The 13,938-nt window shown below is 64.0% G+C and carries 15 protein-coding genes and 1 pseudogene; 5 read left to right on the forward strand and 11 right to left on the reverse strand.

The genetic code is table 11. The annotated features are described in order from the left end of the window. Position 1: 1 nt before the first annotated feature. The 8 genes from AC5Y5O_RS29360 to AC5Y5O_RS29395 all read right to left on the reverse strand — a co-directional run bounded on the left by AC5Y5O_RS29360 (position 2) and on the right by AC5Y5O_RS29395 (position 7,439). Positions 2–172 carry a type II toxin-antitoxin system Phd/YefM family antitoxin gene (locus AC5Y5O_RS29360; RefSeq protein WP_082811611.1) on the reverse strand — a complete coding sequence of 57 codons (171 nt, stop codon included), beginning with the start codon at positions 170–172 and terminating at the stop codon, positions 2–4. A 278-nt stretch (positions 173–450) separates the two neighbouring features. Continuing rightward, the gene (pstA, locus tag AC5Y5O_RS29365) at positions 451–1,335 is read right to left on the reverse strand and encodes a phosphate ABC transporter permease PstA (RefSeq protein ID WP_051641741.1); all 885 of its coding nucleotides are present in this window, start codon (positions 1,333–1,335) and stop codon (positions 451–453) included. Continuing rightward, positions 1,332–2,369, reverse strand: coding sequence for a phosphate ABC transporter permease subunit PstC (gene pstC / locus AC5Y5O_RS29370; protein WP_051641740.1), 1,038 nt, complete (start codon positions 2,367–2,369; stop codon positions 1,332–1,334). Before pstC ends, pstA begins: the two co-directional genes overlap by 4 nt. A 2-nt stretch (positions 2,370–2,371) precedes the next feature. Next, positions 2,372–3,535 carry a phosphate ABC transporter substrate-binding protein PstS gene (pstS, locus tag AC5Y5O_RS29375; RefSeq protein ID WP_036474279.1) on the reverse strand — a complete coding sequence of 388 codons (1,164 nt, stop codon included), beginning with the start codon at positions 3,533–3,535 and terminating at the stop codon, positions 2,372–2,374. Beyond that, complete coding sequence (locus tag AC5Y5O_RS29380; RefSeq protein ID WP_061559527.1) at positions 3,532–4,971, reverse strand: FAD-dependent oxidoreductase; 1,440 nt, start codon at positions 4,969–4,971, stop codon at positions 3,532–3,534. The genes pstS (AC5Y5O_RS29375) and AC5Y5O_RS29380 overlap by 4 nt, the downstream gene beginning before the upstream one ends. A gap of 83 nt (positions 4,972–5,054) precedes the next feature. Further along, positions 5,055–6,155 (reverse strand): phosphate ABC transporter substrate-binding protein PstS, encoded by a 1,101-nt coding sequence (gene pstS / locus AC5Y5O_RS29385; RefSeq protein ID WP_036474275.1) that lies wholly within the window; start codon positions 6,153–6,155, stop codon positions 5,055–5,057. 77 nt (positions 6,156–6,232) lie between these two features. Beyond that, entirely contained in the window at positions 6,233–6,913 is a 681-nt protein-coding gene (locus AC5Y5O_RS29390) for an arsenate reductase/protein-tyrosine-phosphatase family protein (protein WP_036474273.1), read from the reverse strand. A 166-nt stretch (positions 6,914–7,079) separates the two neighbouring features. Continuing rightward, positions 7,080–7,439: an Rv2640c family ArsR-like transcriptional regulator gene (locus AC5Y5O_RS29395; RefSeq protein ID WP_036474271.1), complete on the reverse strand. Its 360-nt coding sequence runs from the start codon at positions 7,437–7,439 to the stop codon at positions 7,080–7,082. A 104-nt stretch (positions 7,440–7,543) separates the two neighbouring features. On the opposite strand from AC5Y5O_RS29395, the gene AC5Y5O_RS29400 reads away from it, so the two are divergent. From AC5Y5O_RS29400 to arsB, 4 genes and pseudogenes are all read left to right on the forward strand, one after another. Then, complete coding sequence (locus tag AC5Y5O_RS29400; protein ID WP_036474266.1) at positions 7,544–8,029, forward strand: ArsI/CadI family heavy metal resistance metalloenzyme; 486 nt, start codon at positions 7,544–7,546, stop codon at positions 8,027–8,029. A 146-nt stretch (positions 8,030–8,175) separates the two neighbouring features. After that, positions 8,176–9,393: an MFS transporter gene (locus tag AC5Y5O_RS29405; protein ID WP_232232273.1), complete on the forward strand. Its 1,218-nt coding sequence runs from the start codon at positions 8,176–8,178 to the stop codon at positions 9,391–9,393. 90 nt (positions 9,394–9,483) lie between these two features. Further along, positions 9,484–9,861: an ArsR/SmtB family transcription factor gene (locus AC5Y5O_RS29410; RefSeq protein ID WP_036474265.1), complete on the forward strand. Its 378-nt coding sequence runs from the start codon at positions 9,484–9,486 to the stop codon at positions 9,859–9,861. Further along, positions 9,858–10,916: pseudogene (arsB, locus tag AC5Y5O_RS29415) on the forward strand (ACR3 family arsenite efflux transporter); the annotation flags it as partial. The gene AC5Y5O_RS29410 and the pseudogene arsB, both read left to right, overlap by 4 nt. A 134-nt stretch (positions 10,917–11,050) precedes the next feature. Here the strand turns inward: arsB and AC5Y5O_RS29420 are convergent. Together AC5Y5O_RS29420 and AC5Y5O_RS29425 are read right to left on the reverse strand one after the other, a co-directional pair. Further along, the gene (locus AC5Y5O_RS29420) at positions 11,051–11,749 is read right to left on the reverse strand and encodes a cation efflux transmembrane domain-containing protein (RefSeq protein ID WP_036474299.1); all 699 of its coding nucleotides are present in this window, start codon (positions 11,747–11,749) and stop codon (positions 11,051–11,053) included. Continuing rightward, positions 11,749–12,072, reverse strand: coding sequence for an ArsR/SmtB family transcription factor (locus tag AC5Y5O_RS29425; protein ID WP_036474297.1), 324 nt, complete (start codon positions 12,070–12,072; stop codon positions 11,749–11,751). Before AC5Y5O_RS29425 ends, AC5Y5O_RS29420 begins: the two co-directional genes overlap by 1 nt. 85 nt (positions 12,073–12,157) lie before the next feature. Between AC5Y5O_RS29425 and AC5Y5O_RS29430 the strand changes: the two genes are divergently transcribed. After that, the gene (locus AC5Y5O_RS29430) at positions 12,158–12,442 is read left to right on the forward strand and encodes a hypothetical protein (RefSeq protein WP_036474263.1); all 285 of its coding nucleotides are present in this window, start codon (positions 12,158–12,160) and stop codon (positions 12,440–12,442) included. A 169-nt stretch (positions 12,443–12,611) separates the two neighbouring features. Here AC5Y5O_RS29430 and AC5Y5O_RS29435 read toward each other — a convergent pair whose 3' ends face one another. Next, on the reverse strand, positions 12,612–13,400 hold the full coding sequence (locus AC5Y5O_RS29435) for a sulfite exporter TauE/SafE family protein (protein ID WP_198049009.1): 789 nt from the start codon (positions 13,398–13,400) through the stop codon (positions 12,612–12,614). Positions 13,401–13,938 lie beyond the last annotated feature (538 nt).

Genomic DNA, 13,938 nt, shown 5'->3' on the forward strand with positions numbered 1-13,938 from the left:
CTCACCCGCGTGCACTCATGCGGCGGTACTCCTCGGCCGGGGCGAGCACCGCGACTTCGCGCCCGCGCCGGGTGATGACAAAGGTCTGTCCCTGGGCCACTTCACCGATGATCCGGCCGAAATGGCGGCGTAGTTCGGTCATGCTGACCCGCGGCAGCGAGGGATCAATCATCAGCCGCTGCAGCCGGTGGGATCTAAGACCGCACACAACGCGGCCAGTGCGTCGCGGTGGGCCAGCTCAACGACGTTCATGTCGCGCCGAAGAGGCCAGTTGCACAGCGGGTGCTGATCATGCTGTTGATTTCCCGATCTATCTAGTCAGTGCGCGCAATCACTGGAGTGTGCATAGTTCCAGGCAGCCCCGTCAAAATGCGGGTTCACCGATTCCGCCCAGCATGCCGGCGAACTGGTCGTGGTCGCGACAGCTGGAATCGTTGGGGGGCAAACGCTTTAGTGTCTTTGGCTGATTGCTGAACGCCGTGCCATCAGCCTGGCTGACAGGGTGAATAGTAGGACCATCACGATGAGTGTCAGTGCACCGGCCCAGGCCCGGGCCTGCGCGGCTTTGAAACCGGTGATGGCGTTGCCGAAGATCTGCAGTGACAGCGTGGACATACGTTTGTCGGGGTTGAGTTCGGTGAACAGGTCATTGCCTAGCGCGGTGAGCAACAGCGGCGCGGTTTCTCCCATAGCCCGGGCGACGGCGAGCATGATGCCGGTGATGATTCCCGCGCTGGCTGTGGGCAAGACCACCGAGATGACGGTGCGGGCTCGGGTGACCCCGAGTGCAAGTGACGCTTCGCGTAGTTCGTTCGGGACCAGGCGCAGCATTTCTTCGACTGATCGGATGATCAGCGGAAGCATGATGAGCGCCAGGGCGATTCCGCCGGCGATGCCGGAGAATCCGAAGTGCACCACCCAGATTGCGTAAATGAATGCGCCGGTGACGATGGTGGGGATGCCGACCATCACGTCGGTGACGAAGCGGGCAAATCGCGCGAGCCGACCGCCGTATTCGACGAAGTAGATGGCAGCGGCGACGCCCACGGGAATGGACAGGGCGGTGGCGATGCCCACGATGATCAGGCTGCCGATAATGCCGTTGGCGAATCCGCCGCCGGGCTGAGCGGGATTGCCTGGCGGTGTCTGAGTGAGGAATTCGGGGCCCAGAAATTTCAGGCCCTCGGCGGCGACATAGCCCAGCACCCACACCAGTACGGCGATGGTGGCAGCCATGGTGGCCGTCAGGACGCCGGTCATGGCCGAGTTGGTGAGTTTGCGCCGCTGCCTGATGGACGTGGTGTTGATACTGCGTGCTCGTGTCGCAAGCGTCATGCGATGTGTTCCCCTGCGCGGCTGACGACCCGCTTGCCAATGACGTTGACCAGCAATGAAACAACGAGCAGCGCGGCCGCGACGACGAACAGCGCATCGAGATGGTAGGGCTGGTTGGCTTCGGTGAATTCGTTGGCGATGACGCTGGGCATGGTGGCGCCTTGCGAGAAGATGCTTGTGGCGATCGATAAAACGTTGTTACCGATCAACATCGTCACCGCGATGGTCTCACCGAACGCGCGGCCCAGGCCCAGGATGGCGGCGCCGGTGATGCCGGCGCGTGATCTCGGTAGGACTGCGAGTCTCAGCATTTCCCAGCGGGTGGCCCCGAGTGCGAGCGCGGCTTCTTTTTCGGCCGCTGGGGCGGTGGCGAAGACCTCGCGGCAGATGGCGGTCACGATCGGTAGCACCATGATCGCCAGCACCACGCTGGCCGAGAACACCGAGTAGCCGAAAAACGGTCCGCGGAACACGCCGCCGAGCAGCGGGATCACCGATAGCCGCGTCAGAGCGTTACCGAGGGGGGTGATCGCGGGTAGCAACGCGAACACGCCCCAGAAGCCGTAAACGACGCTGGGGATGGCCGCCAGCAGATCAACCAGTGATGACAGTGCTCGGCGCAGTCGCTGTGGCGCCACATCGGTGATGTAGAGGGCTAGTGCCACGGAGATGGGGACGGCGATGAGCAGCGCGATCGCTGAGGTGATCAGCGTTCCGATGATGAACTGCAGGATGCCGTAGGGGTTGGGGTGAGTGGATGCGGCGGTGGCCTCCGAGGGGGCCCACCGGTCTGAGGTGAGAAAACTCCCCAGACCGTAGTGACTCAGCGCCGGCCACGCGCGAAGGAGTAGGTAGAGGGCGGTGCCCGCGAGCGTGAGCACGATAAAGACGGCGGCGCAGGCCGTCAGCGATCGAAACATCGCATCGCCGCGATGTCGAGCAAAGAAATGGAATGGGCGTTTGACCGGAGCGCCCGGCGAGAAGGCCCGGGGCATGGCCACCGCCGCACCGTTGTCGGTGGTGCGCGCTCGCATTACTAGCCTACCGGTGCACCCGCAATGGTGATCTTCTTGAGCTGGCCAGCGGCCTTCTGCTGCAAGTCTTTTCCGAGCGGGGCGTAGTTGACGGCGGCTACTTCATCTTGGCCACTGGATAACACCCAGGCGAAGAAGTTGACCAGTGCTTTGCCTTTGGCGGCATCGGTCTGGTTGGCATAGACCAACCCATAAGTGGTTCCCGTGATCGGGTAGGCGTTCGGGTCGGTGCCGTCAGTAAGACTGACGCGCAGATCGTCGGGGTAGGTGATGCCGTCGGTGCCCTTGGTGATGGTGGCGGTGCAGGCCTGGATGAAGTTGCCGGCCTTGTTTTTCACCTGGCCGTATTTGAGGTTTTGCTGGATGGCGTAGGCCAGCTCGACGTAGCCGAGGCCGCCCTCGGTCTGATTGACCACGCCTGACACGCCTTCGTTGCCCTTACCGCCGATGCCCACGGGCCAGGCGACCTCCTTGCCGAAGCTCTTAGCCGGTCCACCCAAAGTGTCTGCCCACGTGGGGCTTTCCTTGGTCAGGTAGTCAGTCCAGACCGCCGTGGTGCCCGACCCGTCGGAGCGGTGCGCCACCGCGATCGGCTCGTCGGGCAGATTGGTTCCAGGGTTGAGGGTCTTGAGGGCGTCGTCGTTCCATTTGGTGATCTTGCCGGCGTAGATCTTGCCCAGGGTCTCGCCGTCGAACTTCACACCGCTGTCGATGCCCTTGATGTTGTATGCCGGGACGACCGCGCCGAGCACCAGCGGGATGTGCAGGATCGGTCCCCCTTTCGCTAGGGCGAGTTCGCTGTCTTTCATCGGGGTGTCGGATGCGCCGAAATCGACTGTCGCCGCGCTGATCTGCTGTACTCCTCCGCCGGATCCGATGGACTGGTAGGCGACCTGTACGCCGTCGGAGGTGCTGTAGTCCTTTGTCCAAATTGACATCACGGGCGCCACAAAGGTGGATCCGGCGCCCGACAGCGTGTTGGCGCCGCCGTCGAGTTTGTTGATGGGACGGGGGTAGCCGGGCTTGCCCGCGGAGCTTTGACCGCAGATTTGGCCGGCTTGCACGGCCTGGGTGCTGTTTTGCCCGACATTGCTGGTGCTTCCGCAGCCGGCGAGTGCGCCGACGAGCAGCAAGGCGCTTGCGCGAACGAAGGTTTTGGTGATCATCGATCCTCCACTGTGAGGGCATCGCGCTGAATTTGGGCGGCGGGTTGATGTCGGAGCACCCATGTTTGAGCCGCCATTTGGGTGGCGTCCCAGGGTGATCCGAGCGGTGGGGTGTAGGACAGGTCAAGCTCACTGAGATGCTCGACGGTCATGTCGTGAAAGAGCGCGGTGGCGTAGGTGTCGACGCGTTTGGCGATTTCGGCGCTGCGGTGCCCGACCAGCTGGGCGCCGAGAAGCTGCCCGCTGTGGTGGTCGCCGGTGATGCGGATGTGGATGGGGGTGGCGCCCGGATAGTACGCCTTATGGTCGTCGGGACTCGATTGGCTGGTGACGGGAGTCCAGCCCTTGTCGGCGGCCACGGCTTCGTGTTCACGCAGGCCGGTGCGGGCGGCGACGAGGTCGAAGACCTTGACGACCTGGGTGCCCAGGCTGCCCGCGAAGTGGGCGTGTCCGCCGAGCGCGTTTTCGCCGGCCACGCGGCCTTGCTTGTGGGCGGTGGTGCCCAAAGGTATCCAGGTGATCCCAAGCAATCGGTGGTGGGTGTGCACGCAGTCACCGGCGGCGAAGACATCGGGCAGGTTGGTGCGCATCGTATCGTCGACCACGATGGCGCCCTTGACGCCGAGTTCGGCACCGGCATCGGCGGCGAGTTCGGTGTCGGGCCGCACTCCCACGACGACGAGGACGAAATCAACAGTCCGCGAGATGGTTTCGGTGCCGTGGGTGGCGGTGACAGTCAGGGCGCCGGTGTCGGTGCGGGTGATGGCGGAAACGGCGGTGCTGGTGAGGACCTCGACACCGTTGCGTTGGAGTTCGGTATGCACGAGGGCGCCCAACTCGGGGTCGACGGTCGGCAGCACCTCGGGCAGCGCTTCGATCTGGGTGACCTGGATGCCGCGGGTGGTGAGGGCTTCGGCCATTTCCAGGCCGATGTAGCCGGCACCGACGATGATCGCGGTGGCGGGGTCGCGGTGTTGCAGGGAGTTCATGACGGCGAAGGTGTCGCCCATGGAGTGCAGCAGGTGCACCCCGTCGGCCGGGCCGAGTGCGCCGGGGCCGGCAAGACCGGTGATGGGTGGGCGGGTGCTGAGGGCGCCGGTGCCCACGATCAGCGCGTCGTAGGACAGCTGCTGCGGGGTGCCGGTCGAGTCGAGGATGTCGAGGGTGTGTTGTGCGACATTGATGGCGGTGGCGCGGGTGTCGGTGAGCACCCGCATGCCGGTGGCGGCCAGGTCGGCTGCGCTGCGATGGGCGAGGTTGGTCCAGTGGGTGACTTCCCCGGATACGTAATAGGGGATGCCGCAGATGGAGAAGTTGGGGTAGGCGTCGGCCACGACCACGGTGACCTCGGTGGTGGGGTCGAGTTCACGGGCGCGTAGTGCCGCGCTGATGCCGGCATCGCTGCCGCCGATAGCGACGATATGGCGAGCTGTCATGCGGGGGTTGGCTCCTGATGTGGTCTGGGTGTTGCGTTGGTGGTGCGGCGCTGCGCCACTGGATCTGGGGTGAGGGTGGCGGTTTAGCTGATGGCGTTGACGGCGCTGAGCACTTTGGACTGGAACTGGTTGGGCAACGGGAAGTATCCGTAGTCGTCGAGGTCGGCCTGGCCGGGCCCGAGGGTGGACTGCAGGAACGCTCGTACTGCCGGGGCCGTTTGTGGGTCAGCGTATTTCGAGCAGACCAGTTCGTAGGTGGCCAGCATGATCGGGTAGATGCCGGGCTGGGTGGGCTTGTAGACCGCCGACATGTTCAGTACCAGGTCGTTGCCTTGGCCTGTGATGGTGGTGCCGGCGATCGCCTTAGCGACGGTGTCGTTGTTGATGGCGACTGGGTCCGGACCGGCCGAGGTCACGATCCTGGCGCCGAACAGCCGCTGGGCTTGGGCGAACGAATACTCGTTATAGCTGACCGCGCCCTCGGTGTCTTTGACCATGGCTGAGGTGCCCTCGTTGCCCGGGGCGCCCTGGCCCACCCCGCCGTTGAAGACCTTGCCGGTGCCCTTGCCCCAGGCAGCGCCCGCGGCGGCGTCGAGGTAGCGCTGGAAATTGTCGGTGGTGCCCGAGGCGTCGCTGCGGTACACCACGTGGATGGGTTCGGGCGGCATCTCCTCGCCGTTGAGCGCCTTGATCGCCGGGTCGTCCCAGCGGGTGATCTGGCCGTTGAAGATTTTGGCCACGGTCGGGGCGTCCAGCACGAGCCTGTCCACCACGTTGAGGTTGTATGTGATCGCCAAGGGGCCGAACACCACCGGCAGATTCCAGGCATCCGAGCCGCACCGCTGCTTGGCCGTGGCGTACTCGTCTCCGGCCAGCGGGGAGTCAGAACCACCCAGATCGGTTTGGCCGGACAAGAATTCACGCACCCCGGCACCTGAGCCGTTGGAGGTGTAGGCCAGTGTCTGCCCGGGGCAAGCCTTTTCGTAGGCTTTGATGAATCGGGTCATGGCATTGGCCTGGGCGCTCGAGCCACTGGCCTTCAACGTCTGCTTGCCGCCGCATTGCACTTTCACCGCGGTGGCGTAGCTGGGAGCGACCTTATCCTTGGCGCATGCCGAAGACGTCAGCGCCGTGACCGTCAGCACGCTCAGGGCCACCGCAGTCAGCCTGAATGGAGTCCGCATCGTTGGTACCTCCGGTCGTGGGTGCAGGGAGCCGTACGCGAATGAGGTTGGGACAGAGCTGGTGTGGCGTGCGGTTGCTAGTGGGGGTCGTGCAGGGTGGGGGCCAGGTGATCGATGCGTATGGTCAACTCATCGAGGACGCGGTCGAAGTCGCCGGCGCGGCCGCTGCGCACGGGGTCAGGGATCGACCAGTGCAGGCGCTTGCCGTCGGGGGGTAGTTCTTCGTGGGCGTTGTCGCAGACGGCGATGACCACGTCAGTCGGCTTGACCACATCGTCGAGGTGGCGCGGGGCGTCTGGCTTCATGGGCAGCTTGCGGCGCGCTGCTGCGGCCAGGGCTTTCGGGTGTACTGCAGCGGCGGGATGCGTCCCGGCCGAGGTCGCCGGTAGCGCGCTGCGTCGATTCCACACCGCGACCGCCAACTGGCTGCGCGCCGAATTCTGGGTGCACACAAACACCACCCGGGCTGCATCTGCTGCCTTCGAGGGCACCAGCAGATTTAGCGAGGCGGGGATCAACTGCAGATAGCTACGCCGGCGATCTCCTTCGGAACGGACGCGGCGCACGATGCCCGCTCCTTCGAGGACCCCCAGGTGGTGGGCGATCAAACTTGACGACATCGACAGCGCGGCTTGCAGCTCCGACGGCGAGGCATCGGCGAGCATCAACCGGTCGACGATCACCAGCCGACCAGGATCAGCCAGGGCCGCATGGACCTGCACCCGCCGCGCCGCATCCGCAGATAACTCAATATTCATTGACTCAATTAGTACTGAGCTATCTATGCCGGGTCAAGTCCTGACCCGAGAATGGTTGGTCGCGTCGGTTGTCGTTCACCGGCAGGACGGTGGTCGTTCAGCGAGCCACGCGGCTAACCCGGCATTTTCTTGTTAGATGTCGCGCCGCAAGACGAACGGTGCGAAATCAGCTGCAGCAGTTGGGATCGAGCACCGCACACAAGGCGAGCAGGGCATCCCGATGGGGGCGGTGATAGACACTCATGCCTCGGCGATCCGATTCAATCAGTCCCGCCTTGCGAAGTTGACCCAGGTGGTGACTGACGGTCGACTCCGAAAGCCCCAACACCGCAGCGAGCTCGCCGGTGTTCTCCTCGCCGGCAGATGAGTTGAACAACAACGACATGATCTTGACTCGCGCGGGGTCGGCCAGCGCCTTGAGGCGTAGAGCAACCCGCAGGGCGTCGTCATCGCTCATGGGCCCCGCGGCCAGCGGTGGGCAGCATGCCGGCGCGCTGATATCGACCACGGGCAGTGTTCTCGGCACTCAACCATTCTGCCACAGTGGTTTGACATATATCACAAAGGTGGGCATGCTCAGGGTGTCCGACTATTTCGATATATGTCTTACAGGTATGGAGGTCTGTTCTGATGTCCCGTGTCCAACTTGCCCTCAACGTCGACAACCTCGAGGAGGCCATCACGTTCTACTCCACGCTGTTCAACACCGAGCCGGCCAAACGCAAGCCCGGCTACGCCAATTTCGCCGTCGCCGAACCCCCGCTCAAGCTGGTGCTGTTGGAGAATCCCGGCAAGGGCGGCACGCTCAACCACCTGGGGGTGGAAGTTCAGTCAAGCGAGACGGTGCATCAGGAGATTGCCCGCTTGCAGGGCGAGGGCATGTTCACCGACGAGGAGATCGGAACGACGTGCTGCTTTGCCACCCAAGACAAGGTCTGGGTGACCGGACCGGGCGGGGAGAAGTGGGAGGTCTACACGGTGTTGACCGATTCCGACACCTTCGGGACCAGTCCCCAGCATGCGGAAGGCGGCACCGCCGAAGGTGGCGTCTGCTGCGCCGGTGCGGCCTCCGACGCGGCGGACTCGGCCACCACCCGCGCGACATCGTGCTGCTGATCAAATAGATTGCGCGCTCGAACGGTTGCGTATCCATCAGTGCCGATGCGCAACCGTCGAACACCGTCGAATCGACCCGGCGTGGTCAGGCCGTGGCGGCCCCGTCGGCGCACGGCGCTATGGCCAGCCAAAGAGGAGCGCAGTCCATGGGACCGAGTGAACGCGGACTGCGTTGGGCGCTCGTCACACTGTGCCTGACGCAGATAACGAGCTGGGGCGTCTTGTACTACGCCTTTTCGGTGTTGTCGGTGCGGATCGCTGACCAAACTGGATGGTCACGGCCAGCCGTTACCGCCGCTTTTTCCGGCGCGTTAGTCACCTCGGCGCTGGTGGGCATCATGGTGGGCCGGTGGTTGGATCGACACGGCCCGCATGGCGTCATGACGGTCGGCGCGGTGATCGGCCCATTGGCCGTTGGGGGTGTTGCGCTGGCCCCGACGTTTGCGTGGTTTGTGGCCGCGTGGGTTGCAGCGGGATTGGCTATGGGCGCAGTCCTGTATCCGCCCGCATTCGCGGCGCTGACGCGCTGGTTCGGCGCACGCCACATGGGCGCCTTGACCATTCTCACGCTTGCCGCTGGACTGTCGAGCACCGTGTTTGCGCCGCTCACTGCCACCCTGGCCGCGCGGTTCGATTGGCGCACAACCTATCTCGTGCTTGCAGGACTGTTGGCAATCGTCACCATCCCGGCGCACTTCTTTGGCCTGCGCCAGCCATGGCCTCCCCCGTCCGGTGTACACATCACCGACCCGCCTAGCCGAATTGCGCAGAGCCGCTCGTTTTTTGCCCTGGCGGTCGCGCTCACGTTGGGTGCCTGCGCCTCCTATGCGGTCATCGTCAATCTGGTGCCGTTGATGGGTGAGCGTGGCATCGACGCGCGAGGGGCAGCTGCTGCGCTCAGCATGGGTGGCATCGGCCAAGTCCTCGGCCGACTGGGCTACCGGACGCTGGTCGCCCGCGTCGGGGTACGAGCACGCATCGCGGTGATTCTCGCCGGCGTGGCGTCGACAACCGCGCTGCTCGGAGTTTTCCGTTCGGTGGCAGCGCTGATCATCGTGGCGGTTCTCGCTGGCTTCGCCCGCGGCATCATGACACTCCTGCAAGCGACCGCCATCACCGAACGTTGGGGTCCGGCCCATTACGGACACCTCAACGGGCTGCTGTCCGCACCCATCACCGTGGCCACCGCGATCAGCCCGTGGATCGGTTCCGCCCTAGCCAGCGAGCTCGGCGGATACGCCCCGATGTTCCTGGCACTCGGCGCCTTCGGTGCTGCGGCAGTCGTCATCAGCGTGACCAGCGTTCCCGCCCGGCCTCCAGCCAACGACCCGCTGCACCTGTCGACGATTGCACACACCAAGTGAGACGGCGCGCCCGCGACCCCAACAGGTCCGCCGCGCAATGATCCACCGGCCGAGGTTGCATTTGATATCGATATATATCAATATTGATGAGTGTCTAAATCGAGTCAGGCGCTCACGGACGTGTCCCCGTGCGCATACGCACCTGTTGTTGTTGAACCCCTCTCGGCGGAGGCGGCCACCGACATCGCCGCCAAGCTCAAGGCGTTGGCAGATCCGGTCCGACTGCGACTATTCAGCATGGTGGCCAGCCGCGCGGGCGGCGAGGCATGCGTTTGCGACATTTCCGAAGGCTTCGATGTCACCCAACCGACCATCTCGCATCACCTCAAGGTCCTCAAGGACGCGGGCTTATTGACCTCCCAGCGCCGCGCCTCCTGGGTGTACTACTCGGTAGTGCCAGAGGCGTTAGCGACCTTGTCGACAGTACTCAGAGCAGTCGACGCTTCCACCGCGGAGGCATCGGCATGACCGCCACCCAGCCAGACGCCCACCCCGCCGTTGTCGAAAAGCTTTCGCTGCTCGATAGATTCCTGCCCGTCTGGATTGGCATCGCGATGGCCGCGGGCCTGCTGCTAGGCCGGCAAATACCCGGCCTCAATACCGCGCTCGAGCGCGTGCAGGTCGATGGCATCTCCCTGCCCATCGCACTTGGCCTGTTGGTCATGATGTATCCGGTACTGGCCAAAGTCCGCTACGACCGACTGGACTCGGTGACGGGCGATCGGCGGCTACTGCTCAGCTCCCTGGTGTTGAACTGGATACTCGGTCCCGCCGTGATGTTCGCGCTGGCCTGGCTGCTGCTACCCGATCTGCCCGAATACCGGACCGGGCTGATCATCGTCGGTCTAGCGAGATGCATTGCGATGGTTATCATCTGGAACGACCTCGCCTGCGGTGACCGCGAAGCCGCCGCCGTCCTGGTTGCGTTGAACTCGGTATTCCAAGTCGCGATGTTCGCGGTGCTGGGTTGGTTCTATCTGTCAGTGCTGCCGGGTTGGCTGGGCCTGCCACAGAGTGCAATCAGCACCTCGCCGTGGCAGATCGCCAAGTCGGTGCTGATATTTCTGGGAATCCCCCTGCTGGCCGGGTATCTGTCGCGGCGCTTCGGAGAAAAGGCCCGGGGCCGAACCTGGTACGAGAGCAAGTTTCTACCCGTGGTTGGTCCTTGGGCGCTGTACGGATTGCTCTTCACCATCGTGATCCTCTTCGCCTTACAAGGCGACCAAATCACCAACCGGCCATTCGATGTCGCCAGAATCGCGCTGCCGCTGCTGGCCTATTTCGCCATCATGTGGGGCGGCGGATACCTGTTGGGCGCGACACTCAGACTGGGCTATCAACGCACAACCACACTGGCTTTTACCGCTGCTGGCAACAACTTTGAACTCGCGATCGCAGTCGCCATCGCGACTTATGGAGCTACCTCCGGGCAAGCTCTCGCCGGGGTGGTCGGCCCGCTCATCGAAGTACCAGTCCTTGTCGCCCTGGTTTACGTCTCGCTAGCACTGCGACGCTACTTCGCCTCAGATACCAGGAAATCTGCGACGGCCATGAGGACACCATGACCGGCCGCCGCCTGTCACCGATCGCGCTGTGCGCTCACAGGTGTATCGGACCCATTGCCCCCTGCTGCTGTCCGTCGACCACGCGTCCGCGCTCAGTCTCCGCAACACTCGCAAGCATGTTGGGAGGCAGCGACCTTCGCATTGACGGGTGCTGGGCAGCAGGTTTCGCCTTTCCAGGCGTTGATGCCTTCTTTGGTGGCGATGACGGCGATGACCAGTGCGGCGATGGGGTCGGCCCAGGACCAGCCGAAGATGCCGTTGAGAAGAAGCCCGACCAGTAGGACTGCGGATAGGTAGGTGCACAGCAGGGTTTGCTTCGAGTCGGCGACAGCGGAGAGCGACCCGAGTTCTCGTCCGGCGCGGCGCTGCGCCCACGACAGGGTGGGCATGACAGCCAGGCTGACCGCGGCCAGGGTGATCCCGACCGCGGAGTGCTGCGCTTCGCCGATCCCCAGCAGTGACCTGGCGGCGTCGATGGTGACGTAAAGGGCCAGACCGAAGAAGGAGAACGCAATGATCCGCAGTGCGACCCTTTCGCGGGATTCGGGGTCCTTCCCGGCGAACTGCCAGGCGACCGCCGCCGCGGACGACACCTCGATGACAGAGTCCAAGCCGAAGCCGATCAACGCGCTAGACGACACCCGTGCACCTTCGGTGAGCGCGATGACGGCTTCGAGGACGTTGTAGGTGATGGTGGCGGCGACGAAGAACTGAATCCTGCGCGACAGGAGTCGGCGACGTTCCGCGGTCAGCGTCGGCCGAAGTCCGGGGAAGCCGAGTTCGGAGGCCATCAGGGCGTGCACCCGTGCTTGGCGCAGCAATTGGGATCGACGGCCAGTACCAACCCGAGAAGGTCATCGAGGGCATGGCCGATGCGCGGATCGGCCAATTCATAACGTGCCCGGCGCCCCTCGGGCACGGCGACGACGAGGCCGCAGCCCCGCAGGCAGGCGAGGTGATTGGACACGATTTGGCGGGAGACACCGATGTCGTCGGCCAACTCCGATGGATACCGGGGTGCCGTCCGCAGGTTGAGCAGGATCTGTGTCCGGGTCGCGTCGGACAGGGCGTAGCCGAAGCGGGTAAGAGCATCGGTGTGGACCAGAGTCTCCATGCCGATAAGATACAGCATATTCTGTATCCAGAACCACCTGAACTGACCCCTGGCCGATGACGGCAGCCAACCGAAAGTGACTGTCATGCGTATCGAGCTGCTCACCTCGCCCGGATGTCCCCATGCCGAGAGCGCCAGAAAGATTCTCGCCGACTGCCTGAGCAGCCTCGGCATCGACGAGCCAATCATCGACCGGATCGGCCCCTACCCCTCACCGACGGTGCTCATCGACGGCGTCGACGTGATGCGCCCAGCGGCCAGGGCGGCCACCGGTGATGCGTGCCGACTCGACTTGCCCACTGCGCAACACATTCTCGACGCGCTGCACGTGTCTAGGTCCAATTCTCCTGACAGTCGAAAGATCAATTGACGCCCGACCAGTCGGTCGCCGCCTTCGTCGACCAAGCCGCTGGCCGCAATCCAAGAACCCCACCGAGCCCAGTCACGCGCCAAGCATGTCCACCATGCGGACGATTCGATCAGGCGGCCCAAAGCACTCGAAACGTCGAAAGCTGCTCTGGCGCAGCGGAAGCAGGCGGCTAGCTTAATGCCTGCGTGACGTATATGAGGGCGGTGGCGATGGCGAGCACGCCCAAGACGAGCCGGAGCGCACTTTCACGTAGGAACGGTTGTAGGTGCGCGCCTAAGTAGCCGCCGCACAAGCCGCCGAGGCCACACACAATCCCGATTGTCCAGTCCGGCGCGATGTCGTGGCCCGCGGTAAAGATTGCCAGCAACAGGTAGGTGATCGCTCCGGCGACTGACGTGACGAATGTAGAGGTGAGCGCAGCCGGGGCCACCGTGTTCACCGGGACACCGCGACCGACCAGGATCGGGCTCAGTAGCGACCCCCCACCGATGCCGTAGATGCCGCCGACGACCCCCGCGGCGAGCGCGATCGCGACGATGAAGCGGTTGGACGGCGGAGCCGGAGTGGGCCGAGATGCCCTGCGGTATGTACGCAGGCAAAGCCAGAGCCCCAATGGCAGCAACAGGGTTGCCACGAACAACCGGAACATCTGCGGCCCCGGAATGATGAGCACCCGTATGACCGCCCCGGCGACCACGCCCGGCAAGGTTCCGGCGAGCAGCACTCTCGTCAACGGGCTGCGAAGCGGTGCACGCTGACGGTAGCGAGCCAACGCGCCCGGAATGGAGACGACGTTGAACAGCAGGTTGGTGGGCGTTACCGCGGGATTGGGTACTTCCAGCACAGAAAGCTGTACGGGCAGTAGAAACACCGCGCCCGACACTCCGACCGGTGCCGTTACCACCGACACGACCACACCGGCGATGAAGCTGAGCAACACCACAGTCGCGACGCTCACGCCTGCACTATCCCTTGCCACCGTTTGGCTTGCACAGATCCCCTCACCAAAGGCAGCCTCCCCGCGCTTCCGCGCGGATCGCCCTATCGAAATAGATTCGTGCTCAGGTCCGATCGCCAGCCGATATTGACACACGATGTCGGCTCTCCGGAATCTTGTCGGTCACAGCAGGAGCGACAGAGTCGGCTCTACTATCATTTACCGATATCGGCAAGCGTTTTGGCTTGCCGCCCGTTTCCATACCCCCATCAATTCATCATCAGTCATCGCCATTTCCTCAAGTCCGGTGCGTAGGCGACATGCCTGTCGGCGTTCTCCGCGTGGGCCGATGTCGCGTACAAGGCGGTCTCGAGAGCAAACCTTTCGCCCCGTGCTTTGGGCCCCGTTGTGCTGGTTGTCGCCATCGCGCTATTCCATGCCTTAGGGATTGCTGCCGAACGCTTCGGCTGACATCGGAGTCGGCGCTGGCGGTCCTGGGCCCTAGCATCGCGACGGCGCGCGAGATTTCAACGAAATTAACCGAACCGGTAGCGAGCCC

The sequence above is a fragment of the Mycobacterium sp. NGS40 genome (assembly GCF_059812735.1).

Coding starts and splice junctions, on each gene's coding strand:
- AC5Y5O_RS29360 (WP_082811611.1), bottom strand. CDS start 172: ATGATTGATCCCTCGCTGCCGCGGGTCAGCATGACCGAACTACGCCGC.
- pstA (WP_051641741.1), bottom strand. CDS start 1,335: ATGACGCTTGCGACACGAGCACGCAGTATCAACACCACGTCCATCAGG.
- pstC (WP_051641740.1), bottom strand. CDS start 2,369: ATGCGAGCGCGCACCACCGACAACGGTGCGGCGGTGGCCATGCCCCGG.
- pstS (WP_036474279.1), bottom strand. CDS start 3,535: ATGATCACCAAAACCTTCGTTCGCGCAAGCGCCTTGCTGCTCGTCGGC.
- AC5Y5O_RS29380 (WP_061559527.1), bottom strand. CDS start 4,971: ATGACAGCTCGCCATATCGTCGCTATCGGCGGCAGCGATGCCGGCATC.
- pstS (WP_036474275.1), bottom strand. CDS start 6,155: ATGCGGACTCCATTCAGGCTGACTGCGGTGGCCCTGAGCGTGCTGACG.
- AC5Y5O_RS29390 (WP_036474273.1), bottom strand. CDS start 6,913: ATGAATATTGAGTTATCTGCGGATGCGGCGCGGCGGGTGCAGGTCCAT.
- AC5Y5O_RS29400 (WP_036474266.1), top strand. CDS start 7,544: ATGTCCCGTGTCCAACTTGCCCTCAACGTCGACAACCTCGAGGAGGCC.
- AC5Y5O_RS29405 (WP_232232273.1), top strand. CDS start 8,176: ATGGGACCGAGTGAACGCGGACTGCGTTGGGCGCTCGTCACACTGTGC.
- AC5Y5O_RS29420 (WP_036474299.1), bottom strand. CDS start 11,749: ATGGCCTCCGAACTCGGCTTCCCCGGACTTCGGCCGACGCTGACCGCG.
- AC5Y5O_RS29425 (WP_036474297.1), bottom strand. CDS start 12,072: ATGGAGACTCTGGTCCACACCGATGCTCTTACCCGCTTCGGCTACGCC.
- AC5Y5O_RS29430 (WP_036474263.1), top strand. CDS start 12,158: ATGCGTATCGAGCTGCTCACCTCGCCCGGATGTCCCCATGCCGAGAGC.